The sequence below is a fragment of the Mucilaginibacter sp. genome (assembly GCF_028288225.1).
Lineage (GTDB): Bacteria > Bacteroidota > Bacteroidia > Sphingobacteriales > Sphingobacteriaceae > Mucilaginibacter.
Map to the genome: position 1 here is coordinate 25,586 of NZ_JAQBOC010000047.1, position 17,535 is coordinate 43,120.

General features: G+C 40.6%; 15 protein-coding genes. 2 read left to right on the top strand and 13 right to left on the bottom strand.

The genetic code is table 11. From position 1 onward, the window contains the following. Positions 1-316 precede the first annotated feature (316 nt). From JWQ54_RS14435 to JWQ54_RS14455, 5 genes are all read right to left on the bottom strand, one after another. Positions 317-1,822, bottom strand: coding sequence for an NAD(P)H-hydrate dehydratase (locus JWQ54_RS14435; RefSeq protein ID WP_299585872.1), 1,506 nt, complete (start codon positions 1,820-1,822; stop codon positions 317-319). Between the two features lie 52 nt (positions 1,823-1,874). Beyond that, positions 1,875-2,285, bottom strand: a complete 411-nt coding sequence (locus tag JWQ54_RS14440) for a putative toxin-antitoxin system toxin component, PIN family (protein WP_299585874.1) — start codon at positions 2,283-2,285, stop codon at positions 1,875-1,877. After that, positions 2,285-2,521, bottom strand: coding sequence for a hypothetical protein (locus tag JWQ54_RS14445; RefSeq protein ID WP_299585876.1), 237 nt, complete (start codon positions 2,519-2,521; stop codon positions 2,285-2,287). Before JWQ54_RS14445 ends, JWQ54_RS14440 begins: the two co-directional genes overlap by 1 nt. Positions 2,522-2,555: 34 nt before the next feature. Further along, positions 2,556-5,402 carry an excinuclease ABC subunit UvrA gene (gene uvrA, locus JWQ54_RS14450; protein WP_299585879.1) on the bottom strand — a complete coding sequence of 949 codons (2,847 nt, stop codon included), beginning with the start codon at positions 5,400-5,402 and terminating at the stop codon, positions 2,556-2,558. Between the two features lie 193 nt (positions 5,403-5,595). Then, complete coding sequence (locus JWQ54_RS14455) at positions 5,596-6,408, bottom strand: lytic transglycosylase domain-containing protein (RefSeq protein ID WP_299585882.1); 813 nt, start codon at positions 6,406-6,408, stop codon at positions 5,596-5,598. Between the two features lie 234 nt (positions 6,409-6,642). Here JWQ54_RS14455 and JWQ54_RS14460 point away from each other — a divergent pair, with 234 nt between their 5' ends. Together JWQ54_RS14460 and JWQ54_RS14465 are read left to right on the top strand one after the other, a co-directional pair. Further along, entirely contained in the window at positions 6,643-8,145 is a 1,503-nt protein-coding gene (locus JWQ54_RS14460) for a pseudouridine synthase (protein ID WP_299585884.1), read from the top strand. Between the two features lie 146 nt (positions 8,146-8,291). After that, positions 8,292-9,431, top strand: a complete 1,140-nt coding sequence (locus tag JWQ54_RS14465) for a lactonase family protein (RefSeq protein WP_299585887.1) — start codon at positions 8,292-8,294, stop codon at positions 9,429-9,431. A 207-nt stretch (positions 9,432-9,638) separates the two neighbouring features. On the opposite strand, the gene JWQ54_RS14470 is transcribed toward JWQ54_RS14465, so the two are convergent. From JWQ54_RS14470 to JWQ54_RS14505, 8 genes are all read right to left on the bottom strand, one after another. Beyond that, positions 9,639-9,854, bottom strand: coding sequence for a hypothetical protein (locus JWQ54_RS14470; RefSeq protein ID WP_299585889.1), 216 nt, complete (start codon positions 9,852-9,854; stop codon positions 9,639-9,641). Positions 9,855-10,080: 226 nt separating this feature from the next. Continuing rightward, positions 10,081-10,569, bottom strand: coding sequence for a hypothetical protein (locus JWQ54_RS14475; protein ID WP_299585891.1), 489 nt, complete (start codon positions 10,567-10,569; stop codon positions 10,081-10,083). Positions 10,570-10,639: 70 nt separating this feature from the next. Then, a complete protein-coding gene (gene bshA / locus JWQ54_RS14480; protein ID WP_299585893.1) occupies positions 10,640-11,782 on the bottom strand; it encodes an N-acetyl-alpha-D-glucosaminyl L-malate synthase BshA in 1,143 nt (380 codons plus the stop codon). A 230-nt stretch (positions 11,783-12,012) separates the two neighbouring features. Then, positions 12,013-12,390: a VOC family protein gene (locus JWQ54_RS14485; RefSeq protein ID WP_299585895.1), complete on the bottom strand. Its 378-nt coding sequence runs from the start codon at positions 12,388-12,390 to the stop codon at positions 12,013-12,015. A gap of 76 nt (positions 12,391-12,466) precedes the next feature. Further along, positions 12,467-13,273 carry a helix-turn-helix domain-containing protein gene (locus JWQ54_RS14490; protein WP_299585897.1) on the bottom strand — a complete coding sequence of 269 codons (807 nt, stop codon included), beginning with the start codon at positions 13,271-13,273 and terminating at the stop codon, positions 12,467-12,469. Positions 13,274-13,339: 66 nt separating this feature from the next. Beyond that, positions 13,340-13,813, bottom strand: coding sequence for a hypothetical protein (locus tag JWQ54_RS14495; protein WP_299585899.1), 474 nt, complete (start codon positions 13,811-13,813; stop codon positions 13,340-13,342). 103 nt (positions 13,814-13,916) lie between these two features. Next, entirely contained in the window at positions 13,917-15,734 is a 1,818-nt protein-coding gene (locus tag JWQ54_RS14500; RefSeq protein WP_299585901.1) for a serine hydrolase, read from the bottom strand. After that, on the bottom strand, positions 15,721-17,352 hold the full coding sequence (locus JWQ54_RS14505; RefSeq protein ID WP_299585904.1) for an amidohydrolase: 1,632 nt from the start codon (positions 17,350-17,352) through the stop codon (positions 15,721-15,723). The genes JWQ54_RS14500 and JWQ54_RS14505 overlap by 14 nt, the downstream gene beginning before the upstream one ends. Between the last annotated feature and the right edge of the window lie 183 nt (positions 17,353-17,535).

Consider the following 17,535-nt stretch of genomic DNA (forward strand, 5'->3'; position numbering starts at 1 on the left):
CCTCTCTTCTAGTTAAAATATCTGTTCACTCAATCAACTTCAAAAAAAAATCTAATTATTTTGTTTTTTATAAAACAATCTGTAAAACAGCTTGTTTCTTAGCTAAATTTACATCTATAAAAATGACCGGAATAATTTTTCAGTTATTTTTTGTAACTAAACAAATAGTCCAAACGTCTTATAGGTGTAAGACGAACTTAACATTGGTATAAGTTAAATATCAAAACAAAGTTCACAATTGCCCCGTTGAGTATTTTGTTCTTTATAAGATCAGTTAATAGTTTAAAAAAGGTTGTACGATACTTACAACCTTTTTTTATGCCATCAATTTTGCCATAGTTGCTGGTAAACGGGCTGCAAGTTGCCCTGGCATTACCACGTTAAGCCTGTTAGTCAGTGCCAGCTCATCTCCGGCTTTACCATGTATGTAAGCGCCAATAAGGCATGCCTCTTCCGGGGAATATTTTTGAGCCAATAAAGAAGTAATTATACCGGTAAGTACATCGCCCATGCCACCGGTCGCCATAGCCGGGTTACCGGTTGTATTAAAATATACGTTTCCCTGCGGTGTTATAGTTATGGTGTAATCGTTTTTTAGCAATATATACAGCTGATGTTCTTTTGCTTTTTCAATTCCTGTTTGGATGCGTTGCCACCAATTGGCATGCCCGCCAAAAAGCCGGTCGAACTCCTTCATGTGTGGGGTTAAAATACTATTTTCCGGAATCCCGTTCCAAAGCTCCCTATGTGTTGCCAGCAGGTTAAGTGCATCAGCATCAATTACCATTGGCTTTTTGCAGCAGGTTAAAGTATCGGCAAATAAAGCAAGGGCATCATCCTGTTTACCTATTCCGGGGCCTATAGCTATCGAATCAAATTTTTCCCATTCAATTACCGGTACTTCTGCCCCATTTTTTACTATAGCCGTAAGCTCTGGCATATAGCTGTTTAATGCAGCTAAGCCGTTTTTGGGCACGCAGGCGGTAGTTAAGCCACAACCTGCATAAGCACATGCAGCAGCGCTTAATAAAGCAGCTCCCATAGTTTCGTCCTGTCCGGCAACAATAAGGGCATGCCCATAAGTTCCCTTATTACTAAAACGGTGGCGCAGCTTCAAAAGCTTGCGAATATCTTTTTCTTCAACAGCCTGGTATGGTGAGCTAAGCGAACGTACAAACTTTTCATCAATACCGATATTTACAGCTTCCCAGCATTCGATATACGAAGCGGAATCAGGCAGTAAAAAATTAATTTTAGGTTGCTGAAAAGTGATAACCAGGCTGGCTTTTAAAATTATAGCATCCTTTGGCACCTCTCCTTCAGAAAAGAAACCCGTAGGCACGTCAACGGCAACTACCGCCCTTTTTAAGCTATTGATATGGTTAATCAATCTTTTATAATCTCCTTCAAGCGGCTTATTTAAACCAGTACCAAGTAAAGCATCAATAATAACCGGACTATTTTCGGATGGTAAATCCCCATCCGGCTTAATCTCTATTAAGGAAATTGTTGTTTGTTGCAGCCTGTTAAAGTTTTTGTTAAAATCATCCGATGCCTTATCTGAAAACCGAGCAACTTTAACGTTCAAAGCTTTGTAGTGGTGCTCATCCAGCATCCGGGCTATAGCAAGGCCATCGCCGCCATTATTCCCGGTGCCGCAATAAACACTGATCGCCTTCTTTTTATCGGGAAAATGATTAACAAACCAACCTACAAAAGCTTTGGAGGCGCGCTCCATCAAATCAATAGAACTTATGGGTTCATTTGCAATGGTATAAGCATCAGCTTCGCGAATTTGGGGAGAGGTTAACAATGGTAACATATAAGTTAAAGTTACGATTGTTTGGTTTTGTTTGAAGAATTAGATTTACAAGTTAAAGAATTTGAATAACACTCAAAAACTGTTCTACAGATATAATTTTCACTGATGGGAAAGCCAATTTTTTTGCTGCATTAAAATGTGCATCATTGGTTACAAGATAATCAGCGTTTGCTGCAACAGCAATGTCGAAGAATTTATTTTCATCAGGGTCCTTTTTTATCGCATCCCATTTATAATAAATCTGTTGGAAAATAATATCGGGAGATTCAATAAATACTTCAATCACTGCTTCTGCAACACCCAGGGCAGAATGTTGATTTAAGATTTCATTATATTCGTATACAATTTCATCAGAAATTATCATTTGATATTTGCCATCTGCAAAAGCTTCCCAATTGGCCTTATATCGACTTTTTCTTCCAAGAGCAACCAGCAATACATTTGAATCAAGTACAACTTTCATTACGATTTTGGGCGACTACGAAAATGCATTTTGCTCATTTGCTCATATGTCTCTTCCGTAATATTATTTTCGTCCTCCCATTTTTCAATGGTTTCGCCAATTTGTTTGGACAATAGCTTCACTGCAAGACGTCTTATTTGGATAAAATCGTCTTCCGGCATCGGCTTTTTTAATAGCCGCAACATCATTAATTGTTGTTCATTTAAAGAATCAGATATTAACTCCGGAACTTTCATATTCAAATATAAGAAATTGAATATATATTATTGCTTATTTTATCCCCATCTCCTTTTTCAAAAACTGCCCTGTAAAGCTTTCTTTTACCTTGCATAAACCTTCGGGCGTACCGCTAAAAAGGATCTTGCCGCCGCCTGAACCGCCTTCGGGGCCAAGGTCAATTACATGATCCACCACCTTTATCACATCAAGGTTATGCTCAATTACCAGCACGGTATTTCCTTTGTCAACCAGTTGCTGTAATACGCCCAGCAATACATTAATATCTTCAAAGTGCAAGCCGGTAGTTGGCTCATCAAGAATGTAAAAAGTATTGCCGGTATCTTTTTTTGAAAGCTCAGTAGCCAATTTAACGCGCTGCGCCTCGCCGCCTGAAAGTGTGGTTGATGACTGCCCTAAGGTGATATAGCCGAGGCCTACATCAAACAGCGTATTAACTTTGCGGTAAATAGCCGGGATGTGCTCAAAAAACGGTGTAGCATCTTCAATGCTCATATCAAGTACATCGCTTATTGATTTACCACGATAACGTACTTCGAGTGTTTCACGGTTGTATCTCCTGCCGCCGCACTCTTCGCAAGGTACCTGTACATCTGGCAAAAAGTTCATTTCAATAACTTTTAAGCCCGCTCCCTGGCAAGTTTCGCAACGGCCACCCTTTACATTGAACGAAAAACGACCGGGTTTGTATCCTCTTATCCTTGATTCGGGCAACTGTACATATAAATTCCTGATATCAGAAAACACACCGGTATAGGTTGCCGGATTTGAGCGCGGGGTACGCCCGATAGGTGTTTGATCTATCTCTATTACTTTATCAACATACTCAAGCCCTTCAATTTTTTCATAGGGGAGCGGTTGCTTTTTCGCCCTGAAAAAATGATGGTTCAAAACAGGATATAAAGTTTCAGTTATCAAGCTTGACTTACCACTGCCGGATACTCCGGTTATCCCGATGAGTTTGCCTAACGGAAAATCCACAGAAACCTTTTTTAAATTATGGCCTGTCGCTTTTTTAAGGCTCAGTGTTTTTCCATTGCCATCACGCCTTTTTTCGGGAATGGCAATGCTTCGCTCACCGTTAATATAGCTGGTTGTAAGTGTGTGTACTTTCATTAATTCGGCCGGGGTGCCCTGTGCAACTATTTCGCCGCCATGTACACCGGCTGCAGGCCCCATATCAATAACATGGTCGGCATGCAATATCATATCCTTGTCATGCTCAACTACCAGTACGGTATTGCCCAGATCGCGCAGGTTTTTTAAAGCATTTATTAAACGCTCATTATCCCGCTGATGGAGGCCGATGCTTGGCTCATCCAAAATATACATTACATTCATCAGCTGTGAGCCTATCTGTGTAGCAAGCCTGATGCGTTGTGCTTCGCCGCCTGATAATGTTTTTGCAGTCCTGTCAAGCGTTAAGTAATTTAAACCTACGTCCAGAAGGAAAACTATCCTCGCCCTTATCTCTTTCAGGATCTCTTTGGCAATAACATTCTGGCGTTCGGTTAAACGGTCTTCTAAATTAGCAAACCATTCCTGCAGGGTGCGGATATCCATACAGGCCAACTCAAAAATATTTTTATTATCAACCTTAAAATGCAGTGATTCTTTTTTAAGCCTGGCGCCATCACAAACCGGGCATGTTTTTAAAACCCGGTAATTTTCCATATCGTCCATACCCTCTTCACTGCGGCGTTCCTGCTGCTCTTCCAGCATGCGGATAATGCCATCAAAAGCTACCTGGTAACTCTGCACATTCCATTTGTTATATTCAACGGCAACGGTTATCATTTCTGTTGATCCGTTCAGGATAATATCCAGATGATCTTTTGAAAGTTTTTCGATGGGAGTTGATAATGTGAATTCGTATTTTTTGGCCAATGCTTTCAATACCTGGAAGATCCATGTTTCGCGGTATTCACCCAGCGGTGCAAGTCCGCCATTAAGGATGCTTAATTTGGGATTTGGAATAACTGATGCTTCATCAACCTCAAAAATATATCCGAGGCCATTACATTTCTCGCAAGCGCCATAAGGCGAGTTAAAAGAAAAAGTATTTGGCTGCGGTTCATCATATGAGATCCCCGAAATCGGATCCATTAAATACTTGCTGTAATAGGCAACATTATTATCCTTATCGCCTATCCTGATAATTCCTTTTGCAATTTTTAAAGCTGCCTGTATTGATGTATATAAACGCTTGGTGTCGCTTTCGTCAACTACCAGGCGGTCAACAACAATATCTATATCATGGATCTTATAACGGTCGACCTGCATTTTTGGTTCAACATCGGCAATGGCGCCATCCAGCCAAACTTTAAGATAACCCTGCTTACGGATCTGCTCAAAAAGCTCACGATAATGTCCTTTCCTGGCTTTTACCACAGGGGCAAGAATATTAACGGGTTCGCCGTTAAACTTTTCAGTAATGGTTTTCAGGATCTGGTCTTCCGACATGCGTTCCATCTTTTCACCCGTAACGTAGGAGTAAGCCTCGCCGGTACGGGCGAAAAGTAAACGCATAAAATCATAGATCTCGGTTATAGTACCAACTGTTGAGCGTGGATTTTTACTGGTTGTTTTTTGTTCAATGGCTATAACAGGGCTAAGGCCCGAAACCTTGTCAACATCGGGCCGTTCCATACCCCCCATAAACTGGCGCGAGTAAGCCGAAAATGTTTCCATATAACGGCGCTGCCCTTCGGCATAAATGGTGTCAAATGCCAGTGATGATTTTCCGCTGCCGCTTAAGCCGGTAATTACTACCAGTTGATTACGCGGAAAGGAAACGTCGATATTTTTTAAATTATGTATCCTGGCCCCATACACTTCAACTTCGTTTTGCTCGCCCAGGTCGATGGATTTGTTTATCATATATTGAATTAGCGAGTTAGTGAATTAGTGAATTAGTGATTAAAAAACTGTCAAATCACTAATTCACCAAATCAATAATTCAGTCATTATTTTGCTACAAATATACGCAAAAAAAGGCCGATCTCCCATCTGGAAGGCCGGCCTCAAGTGCTCCGTAATATATTTTTACTTTGTGCGGATTAAAATCCGGTTATTAGTTAATTGCCAGCAGTTCAAGTGTTCCGATGCCGGAATTTCCTACTTTATAATAATTATAGCCATACTTTTTAGGCTGGGTAATAATTGCTTTCATTGCAATCAGGTTATAAACATAAGCACCGGTTTCACGGTTTAAATGCATGCGAAAATAATTGTCCTCATTTTGCTTATTAATAACCTTTGCCAATTTGATCGACCCATTGTTATAGGCAGCGGCAGCCAATGTCCAGCTGTTAAACTCTACATACAATTCTTTGATGTATTTACAAGCTGCTATTGTTGATTTGCGTACGTTTAAGCGATCATCAACTCCATGCCCTACTTTTAGTCCATAAGTGCGTGCAGTGCCCGGCATAAACTGCCACAAGCCTCTTGCACCTTTAATGGATGTCCCTTCGCACAAACCCGACTCAACTAAAGGAATATATTTAAAGTCGTCAGGAATTCCATACGCTTTTAAAATGGGTTCAATTATCGGGAATAATTTTTCTGCCTTATGTTGCAGAACATTTGATTGAACGCATTTAAAACTATGCTTTTGAAGCGAATGCTTCAATTTGCGGGTTACATTTGCATCTCTGAGTGGTATAGCTTCATTAGCGAAGGTATAATCATTTACAGCCTCAGCGGTTTTGTAAATAAATGATGAGATGCGGGGGCTTGCTTTTTCCGTTTTATTAACAGCCAAAGGCGCCTTGTCGTTGCGGATATCTGTAGTTGGCATGGCCTTTGTACCACAAATACTGAACGCGGAAATGATAACCAGCAACACTATTACGGAGCACGTAATTAGGTGTCTCTTAGTCATTTCTTTTTTATCCATAAATTATACATTTGGTAGAATGCGCTACAAAGGTAAGTTATATAAGTCAGATTATCAAATACTTAGCTTTTTAGCGCATTTTTAAACTATGGTTTTCGGTCTAAAAACTGGCTTTAAAACGTTTAAAGACAGCTTTTGTTTAACACAAAAAAATTATAATTATCCCCCAAAAAACGCTAACTTTGACCCTCACGCTGCGAAAGCGCAAAAGAAAAAATTATGGCATTTAACAGACCAGGGAACAGTCGCGACGACAAATCCGGCAGATCATCAAACAGGGCTCCAAAAGCCGGTGACCGGCCAAAAAGATCAACCTCATCAAGAGGAAATTCTACACCAGGTTCTGATCAGGCCAAAAGTACCCGACCATCAAAAAAATATAACAGTGAAGCTCCCGGCGAAAAACGATCTTTTTCGTCACCCGGAAAAAGCAGTTATGATAAACCTGCGAGCAGCTTTAGCGGCGGCCCGGGCGAAAAGAAATCATTTACCGGAAAAAGCCGGCCATATAGCGGAAGACCGTCAGATGGTGAGTCATCAGGTGAAAAAAGAGCATTTGCCCCAAAAAGCAGGCCATATACCGGCAGAACTGCTGACAATGACCCAAGACCGGGAAAAAGCTTTGGCGGTGAAAGAACAGGTGACAAAAAACCTTTTACATCGCGCAGCAAATCATCAACAGGTTCATTTAATGCTGATGACAGGCCTAAAAGAAGCTTTGGCGGCGAAAGATCAGGCGATAAACCTTTTACATCGCGCAGCAAATCATCAACAGGTTCATTTAATGCTGATGATAAACCCAAAAGAAGCTTTGGCGGTGATAAAAAATTCGGCGACAGGCCATCAGCGGGCAGCGGGTTTAAAAAAACAGGCAGCGATAAGCCATACGATGCCGACAGACCACAGCGCTCAAAACCAACATACGATAAAATAACAAAAGACCGGGATGCACCCGTAAAAACGTTGCGTGGCCGTAAAAAAGGCCCGGAAAGTAAAGATACCGGCTTAATAAGGCTTAACCGTTACATTTCAAATGCAGGCATCTGCTCGCGCCGTAAGGCTGATGAGCTGATAGCTGCCGGTGTAGTATCGGTTAATGGCACAGTAATAAATGAATTAGGGCACAAAGTTGATCCGCAGAAAGATGAGATCCGTTATAACGGCGAATTGCTTAAGCGCGAGAAAATGGTTTATGTATTATTAAATAAACCTAAAGACTATATCACAACTACCGAAGATCCGCAAGAGCGCCGTACGGTAATGCACCTGGTTGAAAAAGCCAGCAAAGAACGCATTTACCCGGTTGGCCGTCTTGACAGGAACACAACCGGTTTACTCCTAATGACCAATGACGGAGACCTTGCAGACAAGCTTTCGCATCCACGCAACAGCATTGTTAAGCTATACCAGGTTGAGCTAAATAAGAGCCTAACCCAGGGCGATATGAACAAAATAGGCTTCGGCCTTGAGCTTGAAGATGGTTTAATAAAGCCTGATTCAATATCATATGTGGCAGGCGGCTCAAAAAGAGAGATAGGGATCCAGATCCACAGCGGCAAAAACCGCATTGTGCGCCGTATGTTTGAACATTTAGGCTATGAAGTTGTAAAGCTTGACAGGGCAGTATATGCCAACCTCACCAAAAAAGACCTTCCACGCGGTAGATGGAGATTTTTGGAAGAAAAAGAGGTGATACAGTTGAAGCATTTGATTCAGGGCTAAAAGCAGAACGCTAAAAGCCCAAAGCTATAAAACACAAAAAGTTAAAGCTGAAAGTTGTTGCCAGTTAAGGCAAAGCTTTCAGCTTTTTGCTTTACCTTTCACCTCCAATCACTATCTTGCAGGCTGATAACCAAATTCACCCTGCAATGAAAAAATTCCTGATACTAATTTCGATACTGTTTCCGGTGCTTATTTATGCGCAAAAAAAGAAAGCCGGGCCACCAACTACTTTTGATTTGCTTATCGGCACTTATACCAAAGGTAAAAGCAAGGGTATTTATGTATACCGTTTTTATGCCGAAAAGGGCAGACTGGAATATTTAAATCAAATTGATGGGGTTGATAATCCATCATACCTTACCGTTGCCAGCAATAACAAGTTTGTTTATGCGGTAAATGAAAACGGCAAACTAGGCGAGGTAAGTGCATTTAAGTTTGATGCGAGGCAAGGCAAACTGGAGTTTATTAACAAGCAATCGTCATTGGGTGCCGATCCCTGCTATATAGCTGTAGATGAAGATCAAAAGAACGCGTTTATTGCAAACTATAGCAGCGGCACAATAGCTGTGTTGCCTATAAATAAGGATGGATCGCTAGGAAATGGCATACAAAGCATGCACGATGATGGGCATGGGGTAAATAAGGAAAGGCAGGAAGCAGCACACGTACACACCGCAGTATTATCTCCGGATGAAAAATATGTGCTTTACACTGATTTGGGTACAGATAAGCTGCATGTAACCCGCTATAAGGCAGGCAAAGAAAGTCCGCTGACTGATGCAAAGCCTCCTTTTGTAAGCGTAACACCCGGCGATGGACCACGACACCTCGTGTTTTCAAACGATAAAAAACATGTTTACCTGATAACCGAAATGGGTTCAAACGTTTATGTTTATGATTATGACAATGGTAAGCTAAAGGAAAAGCAAAAGATCTCCTTTTTACCGGCAGGCTTTAAAGGGCAAACCGCAGGGGCGGCTGTACACCTTTCACCCGATGGTAAATTCCTGTACGCATCAAACCGTTTGGAAACCAATAATATTACAGCTTTTGCGATAAATGAAGAAACAGGCGAACTTACCCAGGTTGACCAGGTTTCGAGCTTTGGGAAAAACCCACGTGATTTTGCGATCGATCCCAACGGCAATTTCCTAATTGTAGCCAACCAGGATAGCGACAGTATTTTTATTTACAGAATTAACAAAGCTACCGGTAAATTAGCCCTGATGCAGGGAATGCTGGAAATAGGAAACCCGGTTTGCCTGAAGTTTACAGCAGCGGAATAAGATAGCTGAAAGCTAAAAGCACAAAGTCCAAAGCTGTTAGGTTTTGGACTTTGTGCTTTATTATTCCCGGTAATCGTATGAGCTAAAGCGCTTCAATCTCGGTTATTACCGAAATATTTGGAATTAAATCTATTACTTCTGTGAGAAAATCCATTGCTTTTTCAGAAAAAACCTCAGAGAAATAGCTTGAAATTACATTATTATCAATTAAGTATTGTCCCATTCCTTACGCATTGCTTTGGTATGGTCATCAAAACTTTTAGCATCTTCTTTTGAAAATACGCCCCTGTACTTATCAGAAAGCTTGGCTTTAACAGGTACTACATTTTCTTTCAATACTTTAATTATTTGCAATTCCTCCAACTCATGTAAAAGGCCTGCCGCCTTTTGATTGGTAAGTTGTATCAGCATTGTATTTTCCATCTTTGTAATTCTTTAGCGTAAAAACAATTAATGTAGCCGCATGATTATTTTACAAATTTAACTTAAAAATCAAGCAAGATGTAAAAATAACTTTGACAGGATTATTTATGAATTTAATACAAATATTTCTATTATCAATATCGAATAATGATAAGAAAAAGATGGAGAGTAATTCCGTATATTATGGTGACTACTCTCCGGCTTTTACCTTTTGTTTTTAAATTCTTTACTGCGCTTTCGTAAACGAGTAAATAATATAAGCCGTTTTATTGCCTACCACAATTGGCGATTTTAAAGTCATGCTGTTACCATCATTTGAGGCTACAACAAGTTGGTAACCTTCTGTTACTTTTTGTGCTTTATCACCCTGGAAAAGTTTTTTGAACTGGAACAGCTGATTGCTGCCTGCATTGTTATTTACCGACCAGAATATAGTTTGAGATGTACCATTTTGTAAAGTATAGATCCCATTACCACTATTAGTCAGTTTCCAGGTGCTGCCCACAAAATCCTGCGGCGGGGCCTGGTCAAATACATTTTGAACCGCTTGTTGTACAATACCGTCATAGCTAACGTTATTTACAGTCCAGGTACCCGTGAATTTGCCACGGGAAACATTGCTTGCACCGGTTACGGCATTTTTGGAAGAAGAACATGCCGATAATACCAGGGTAAAGGCTAAAACTGCAAAAGAGAATTGAACTAATTTTTTCATGATATGTTTATTTCCACATGCATAAGCATAAATCCTGCCAAAGTATCGGTTCTTGTTTTCAAAATTTTTATTATACCGCCTTTTCCTTTACGCGATCAAGCACCTCTAAATAGTAATTTTCATATATCGGCAATATAGTAGCCAGGTCAAATATTTTTGCCCGGGCAAGGGCATTTTCTTTAAAGGTTTTCAGGCGATCTTCATCCTCCAGTATATAAATAGCTTTTTCGGCCATGCCATCAACATCACCTACATCTTTCAAAAATCCGGTTTCGCCGTCAACATTCAATTCAGGTAAACCACCGGCATTTGAGCTGATTACGGGCACTTTACAAGCCATGGCTTCCAATGCTGCCAAACCAAAGCTCTCGGATTCGGAAGGCATTAAAAACAGGTCGGATACAGACAAGATCTCTTCTATAGCATCCTGTTTGCCCAAAAAGCGTACTTCATCACAAACATCAAGATCACGGGCCAGTTGTTCGCAATAAGAGCGTTCAACCCCGTCGCCAACCATTAACAGCTTTGCCGGGATCTTTTTAGCGATCTTGGCAAAGATCTTTATCACATCCTGTGTGCGTTTTACCTTCCGGAAGTTTGAGGTATGCACAATTATCTTTTCGCCTGATGGCGCTATTGCCTTTTTAAAGTGATCTTTAGCCTTAAGATTAAAACGTTTAAGATCAATAAAGTTGGGAATAACCCTGATATCATTTTCGATCTCAAAAAAACTAAAGGTATCATTCCTTAAATGCTCTGAAACGGCTGTTACCCCATCAGATTTATTGATAGAAAATGTAACTACCGGTTTAAAAGTACGGTCTTTCCCTACTAATGTAATATCTGTACCATGCAGGGTGGTAACTACCGGGATATAGATGCCGTAGGTCATCAGGATCTGTTTGGCCATAAACGCTGCCGAAGCATGCGGAATGGCATAATGCACGTGAAGAATATCTAATTTTTCAAACCTTACCACATCAACCAGTCGGCTTGCAAGTGCCAATTCATAGGGTGGAAAATCAAAAAGCGGGTAATTGGATACGGAAACTTCGTGATAAAAAAGATTTTCGGAGAACAAATCCAGTCTTGCGGGCTGGTTATAGGTTACAAAATGAACCTGGTGACCACGGTCGGCAAGGGCTTTGCCCAGCTCAGTGGCTACAACCCCGCTCCCACCAAAGGTCGGGTAACAAACTATTCCAATTTTCATTGATGTTTTTTAAGTGATAATGAACCTGCGTTAAGCTAAATTATGTTTTTTGCCCAAGCTAATTCATTAGTACAAGTTTAACAGCAATTTATTGGAATAGTGTTACGCGGATGTAAAATGATTGATGCGAATTGTCTGAATCAGAATTTACAGAATTAAAGAATTAGCAGAATTCAAAGCAGCATCTTGAAAATTTTAAAATTCTGTAAATTCTGATTCAGACCAAATGTTTACACACTCGTTATCCACCAGGTATTCCCAAAGGCATCTTTAACACCGCCACTGCGGCCATAGCTTTGATCTGCGGGCTCCATTACTACTATTGCGTCATTATCCAGCGCTTTTTGAAACACTGTATCACAGTCATCAACATAAATAAATAAACCGGCGTTTTGTTGGTTAAACTCATCGGTAGCATCCGCCATCATTATTACACTGTTGCCTATGCTGATTTCAGCATGCATAATTGTGTGCTCATCGCGCATGGTTTTAAACTTTTCTGTAGCGTCAAATACTTTTTGGGTAAAGTCAATAAATGCTGCCGCATTTTCAACTATTAAGTAAGGCATTATTTGCGGATAGCCTTCGGGGATGTTTACTGTTTTCATATTTAGTTTATTTCGGATTTAATTTTAATCAAACCTAGCAAAACCAATATCTTATAAATTGTAAAAACCGGACGTTTTAAACATAAAGGTATTCTGTCCCTTCGGCCTTCCCTGAGAAATAAAAACCGGGATGATAACCGGTGAAGGCTTTAACATCATGTATAAAGTGTGATTGGTCATAATAACCACATTCGTAAGCTATGCGGCCCAGAGATTTATTGTTTCCCTGCTGTTTCAGCGCATTGCTTAGCCTTACCAGCCGCATATACATTTTAGGACTAAAACCTGCATATTCTTTAAATTTCCTGTCGAACTGCCGTGTGGAGAGATTAAAGCGGGAAGCAAGTTGCTCAACGGAACTTACTTCGCCGCAATGGATCACATGTTTTATAGAGATTGCAATGGCGTCATCCTTTAAACGCGCATGCTGCAAACGCTTTTCAAGGAATGCTGCCAATATTTCAGCCCTTTTGTTATTATCGCCAGCCGTCATTATTTTTTCTTCCAGCTCTTTTCCCTCGATGCCTAAAAATGTATCCAGATCAAGCATTTCATTACTGGTTTTTTCAGATGGAACATTAAAGAAATACGGAACTGCAAATGGGTAAATATAAGCGCCAAAAATGCCGAAGCTCTGTTTGGTTTCAAACCGCCGGTATGTATTCGATTGAAAATGGATTCCGGATTGCCAGTTATGTGCAGCACCATCCTTAATAAGCTCATCAAAAGCAGCCTGGTAATGAAACACCATCTCCACACATCCGTCGGCAATGGAACGATAGATATATGATTCTTCATCCGCACCAAAATCATGTTCCAGCACCCAAAAGCACCTTACATAGGGCATTAGTATTAATGGGGGTTGGATAGTGTAGTAGTTCATTTTTGATTTCGGATTTCGGATGTTCGATTTCGGAATTAAGAAATTTATAAATGTTTAAAAATCATATTAACCACCCATTAGTTTGCGCCAATTATCATTTTCTCTCCATTCTGGGGGCGGCGTAAGTAGGTAATCTTCACTATAACCTCTAACATCAAATATAAATCCAATTCCAATCTTTTCGTCTAATAATCGGTCAAACCTTTTTTTAAGAAACAAACGCAGATTTTGGTCATCCTCGTCAGTTATTAGCTCATCCATAGAATAATCTTCAATAACCAAGTAATCATCTACAATAGTTATAGTAGTAGTAACAGTATTCCCAAAACAATTAGTAAATTTCACATACAAGCGCAATTCATTTGTTAGGGTTTTTTTTGCTTGATTTTTGGTGAGTATCCTTTGTTCTCCCTCGTAATTAAGACTTAATATATTTTCAGCGGCATCTAAGAAAAGCTCGTAATTTTCACTTATTTCTTTTATCCAGTCCTCATAAAATAAATGTGACTTTTCTGAAATAATTTTTGCGTATCCAATCATAATCTCAATAAATGTATTAAGATTTTTAAATAAATGATAGATACAATTACCAAAAGAATTTCTCAAATGCGAAATCGAACATCCGAAATCCGAAATCCTTAACCTACATTCCACTCTGTATTGCCTGGTAAACCACATCCTGAATGCGGGGCCTGATATTTAAGCTGGACAGCTTACTGCCAACACTTGGATGTACCCTGTTTGATAAAAATATATAAACCAGGTTATATTTAGGGTCAACCCAAACGCAGGTGCCGGTAAAGCCGGTATGCCCGTAAGTTTCGGTTGATGCTAATTGTGATGGATAATGCCTGTCGGATATTGGATCCCACCTGTCGAACCCTAAACCACGGCGGCTTACGTCTGATTGTTTTGCAGTAAACATATCAACCGTTGCTGGTTTAATATATACTGCACCACCATAAGTGCCACGATTAAGCATCATCTGGTATAAAATAGCAAGATCATTTGCGCTGGCAAACAAGCCCGCATGGCCTGCAACGCCGCCCATTAAAGCAGCGGTTGGATCATGCACATAGCCATCAAGTAAAGCGTGCCTATCCTTTTTATCATCTTCCGTGGGGATTATCTGGTCAACGGGGAAGCGGTAAAGCGGTAAAAATCCAGCGGTTTGCATTCCTAACGGTTCATAAAATTGTTTTTGGACAAAAACATTTAGCGGGGTTGCCGTCAGTGTTTCCTCTATCTGCTGCATAAAACACATACTTACGTCGCTATAAACATACTGCCCCCTCGTTTTAAGCGGCGAGTTTAGCATTTCGGGCCACATCACCTCTTTAAAATAATCCTTCCGCAAAAAATAATTATCATTAACCTTGGTTGGAAAAAAAGCAGATGAATCTGTTGAGTGGTCTGTCGGAAGTATTTTGTCAAAGGTTGGAATATCGGGGATCAGGCCGGCCTGGTGTTCCAAAATTTCACGTACCAGTATGTTGTTCTTATTTGTTTTACGTGCCTGCGGAAGATAGTTGCCTATTGTAGAATCAACATTTAGTTTCCCCTGGTCAGTAAGCATCATTGCTTCCATAGTGGTTGCCGAGATCTTGGTCATTGATGCCACATCAAAAATATCAGTCAGCTTATCAGGCTGTGTTTTGCTGTAGGTATGATAACCATAGGCTTTATTAAATATCACCTTGCCATCTTTTGCTACCAAAACTATACAACCCGGCGTAGCCTGGTTAAGCATGGCTTCAGTAGCTATATTATCAATACCAATAAGGCTTGCCGAGCTGATACCCACATCCTCGGGCACAGTATACTGCAACCGTGTTTTTGTGGTGATAAAACCCATACCAGCTTTGTATAAAGGAGATATGTTTTTACTTAGCTTTTGTGTAATGGCAACTCCACCAAATATAGCCTGGGCGCTATAAAATGCAGTAACAGGCGAAATCCGCTCACACCAGATAACAGGCACGGCTGCATTGGTTAGTTTTGCCAGCGTATTGCTGCTGCCAAATAAAGCAACTACCACATTTTTAACCTTTTTATTGGTATTGATAAAATCAACAATGAGCGGATTGTTCAGATCGGCATCATTTAGCTGCACAATGAGGGTATTATAAAACTTCAGGTCGGACGATAGATCATCCAAACTTTTTATGCCCGAGTAATCGCTGCCTTTATAAATGGCAACCTTAGCATATTTATTTAAAAGGCTATCAAAACCTGCAGCATACAAATTTGTAAAGTGAATGCTGGCTATTTTTTGTTCCTCCAGGTTTTGTAGCGGAATTAAATACGATGCATTATTTAATAACACCGTAACTTTCTCTGCAAGTTTTTCTTCATTTACATATGACAGGCCCGTGAATGGCGGATTTTGTGCGCAGGCAGAATTAAATAATATAAAACCTGTTAAAACTAATGGATATAACCGCCACTTATTTTTTCTCATATACCTGCTCTCCGTTTATAAATGTTTTTAAAACTTTAACATTAGGTAATGCTGAACCTTTTGCCTTCATAATATCATTATCCAATATTACAAAGTCGGCATACTTGCCCGGCTCAATACTTCCCTTTTCTTTTTCTTCGAAATTTGCTTTAGCTGCCCAAATGGTTATGCCCTGTAACGCTTCTTTGCGACTAATAGCATTTTCCATCTGGAAACCACGTTCAGGGTATCCCTTTAGGTCCTTGCGCGCAACTGCTGCATAAAACGTGTACATTGGGTTAATATTCTCAACCGGGAAATCAGTGCCTAACGGCATCCACCCGTTTTGTTCAAGCAGCTGCTTATAGGCATATGCTGTTTTTAAACGTTTTTTACCCAGCCGGGTACCTGCCCAATACATATCAGACGTTGCGTGGGTTGGCTGTACCGATGGCACAATATTGTAATCGCCGAAATACTTAAGATCCTCCGGTGATACGATCTGTGCATGCTCAATGCGCCAGCGGCGGTCGTTCTTGCCTTTTAACACATTTGCATAGATCTTTAACATCACCCTGTTTGCCGAGTCGCCAATGGCGTGGGTACACATTTGGAAACCTTTATCGGCTATTTTCTTTGCCACTTCTTCAAAATGCTTTGGCTGGCTCAGTAAAAATCCACGCCAGTTTTTTTGATCGGCATAGGGCTGAAGGAGGCAGGCCCCCCGTGAACCAAGAGCACCATCAGCATAAACTTTAAATGCACGCACGTTAAGTGTAGGGGTTTTATAAGCGCCACGTTTAAATAAATAATCATAGTTCTCCGGGGCATCTGAAAGCATTACATACATACGCATTTTTAGCGCGCCCTTATGCTGCAATTGCGCAATAATGTTTACCATAGTATATGGCAGGCCGCAATCATCAACAGTAGTTAAACCTACGGCAAAGCATTTTTTTTGTGCCTCTAAAAATGCTGATTGGGTTACCTGTTCAGTTGGCGGTGGTATTTTGCGGGAGATAATGCCCTGGGCGTTATCAATCATCATACCCGTAAGCTTGCCATTTATGGTTTCAATCTTTCCGCCTGTAATGGTTTGCCCGGGTTTAACACCTGCTAAATTTAACGCAGCCTGGTTAACCATTATAGCATGCCCGTCAATCCGGCTTAATATTACCGGCCGGGCCGGGAACATGGAATCCAGTTTAGCTTTATCCGGAAATTGTTTTACTTTCCACTTGTTTTGATCCCACCCGCGGCCAACTATCCATCCTTCCGGATTTTTACGGGCGAATGATCCTACTGAGTCTACAACCTCCTGCCAGCTTTTGGTATTGTTCAAATCGGCTTCTTGCAAACCAAGGCCATATTCATAAAAATGGGCATGGGCATCAATAAAACCGGGGTATACAGCTTTACCACCTGCATCAATAACCCGGCGGGCCCTGTATTTTTCTTCTAAACTATCAGCGCGGCCAACTGCCACAATCTTTCCGGAGTTTATTACAAAGGCCTCCGCGGTATTAAATTTACTGTCAACAGTGTATACCAATGCGTTCTTAACCAGCAGGTCTGCATTGTAATCCTTTTCTTTACATGCGGTTGCCAGCAGCAAAAGAACGGGCCATATTTTTTTCATGTGATGTAAATAATATTAGAAATTGCAAACTACAAAACTATATACAAATTCAAATACATAAAGTTGTACGGGGAAATATTTAATTTGATGTTTGAGGCCTGCACAAGCACCGCCACCTGGCCCTAAACCGCTTCACAAATCTACCCGGCCAGACACCGGTAGGCGCAAAATATTGGAGGAAAA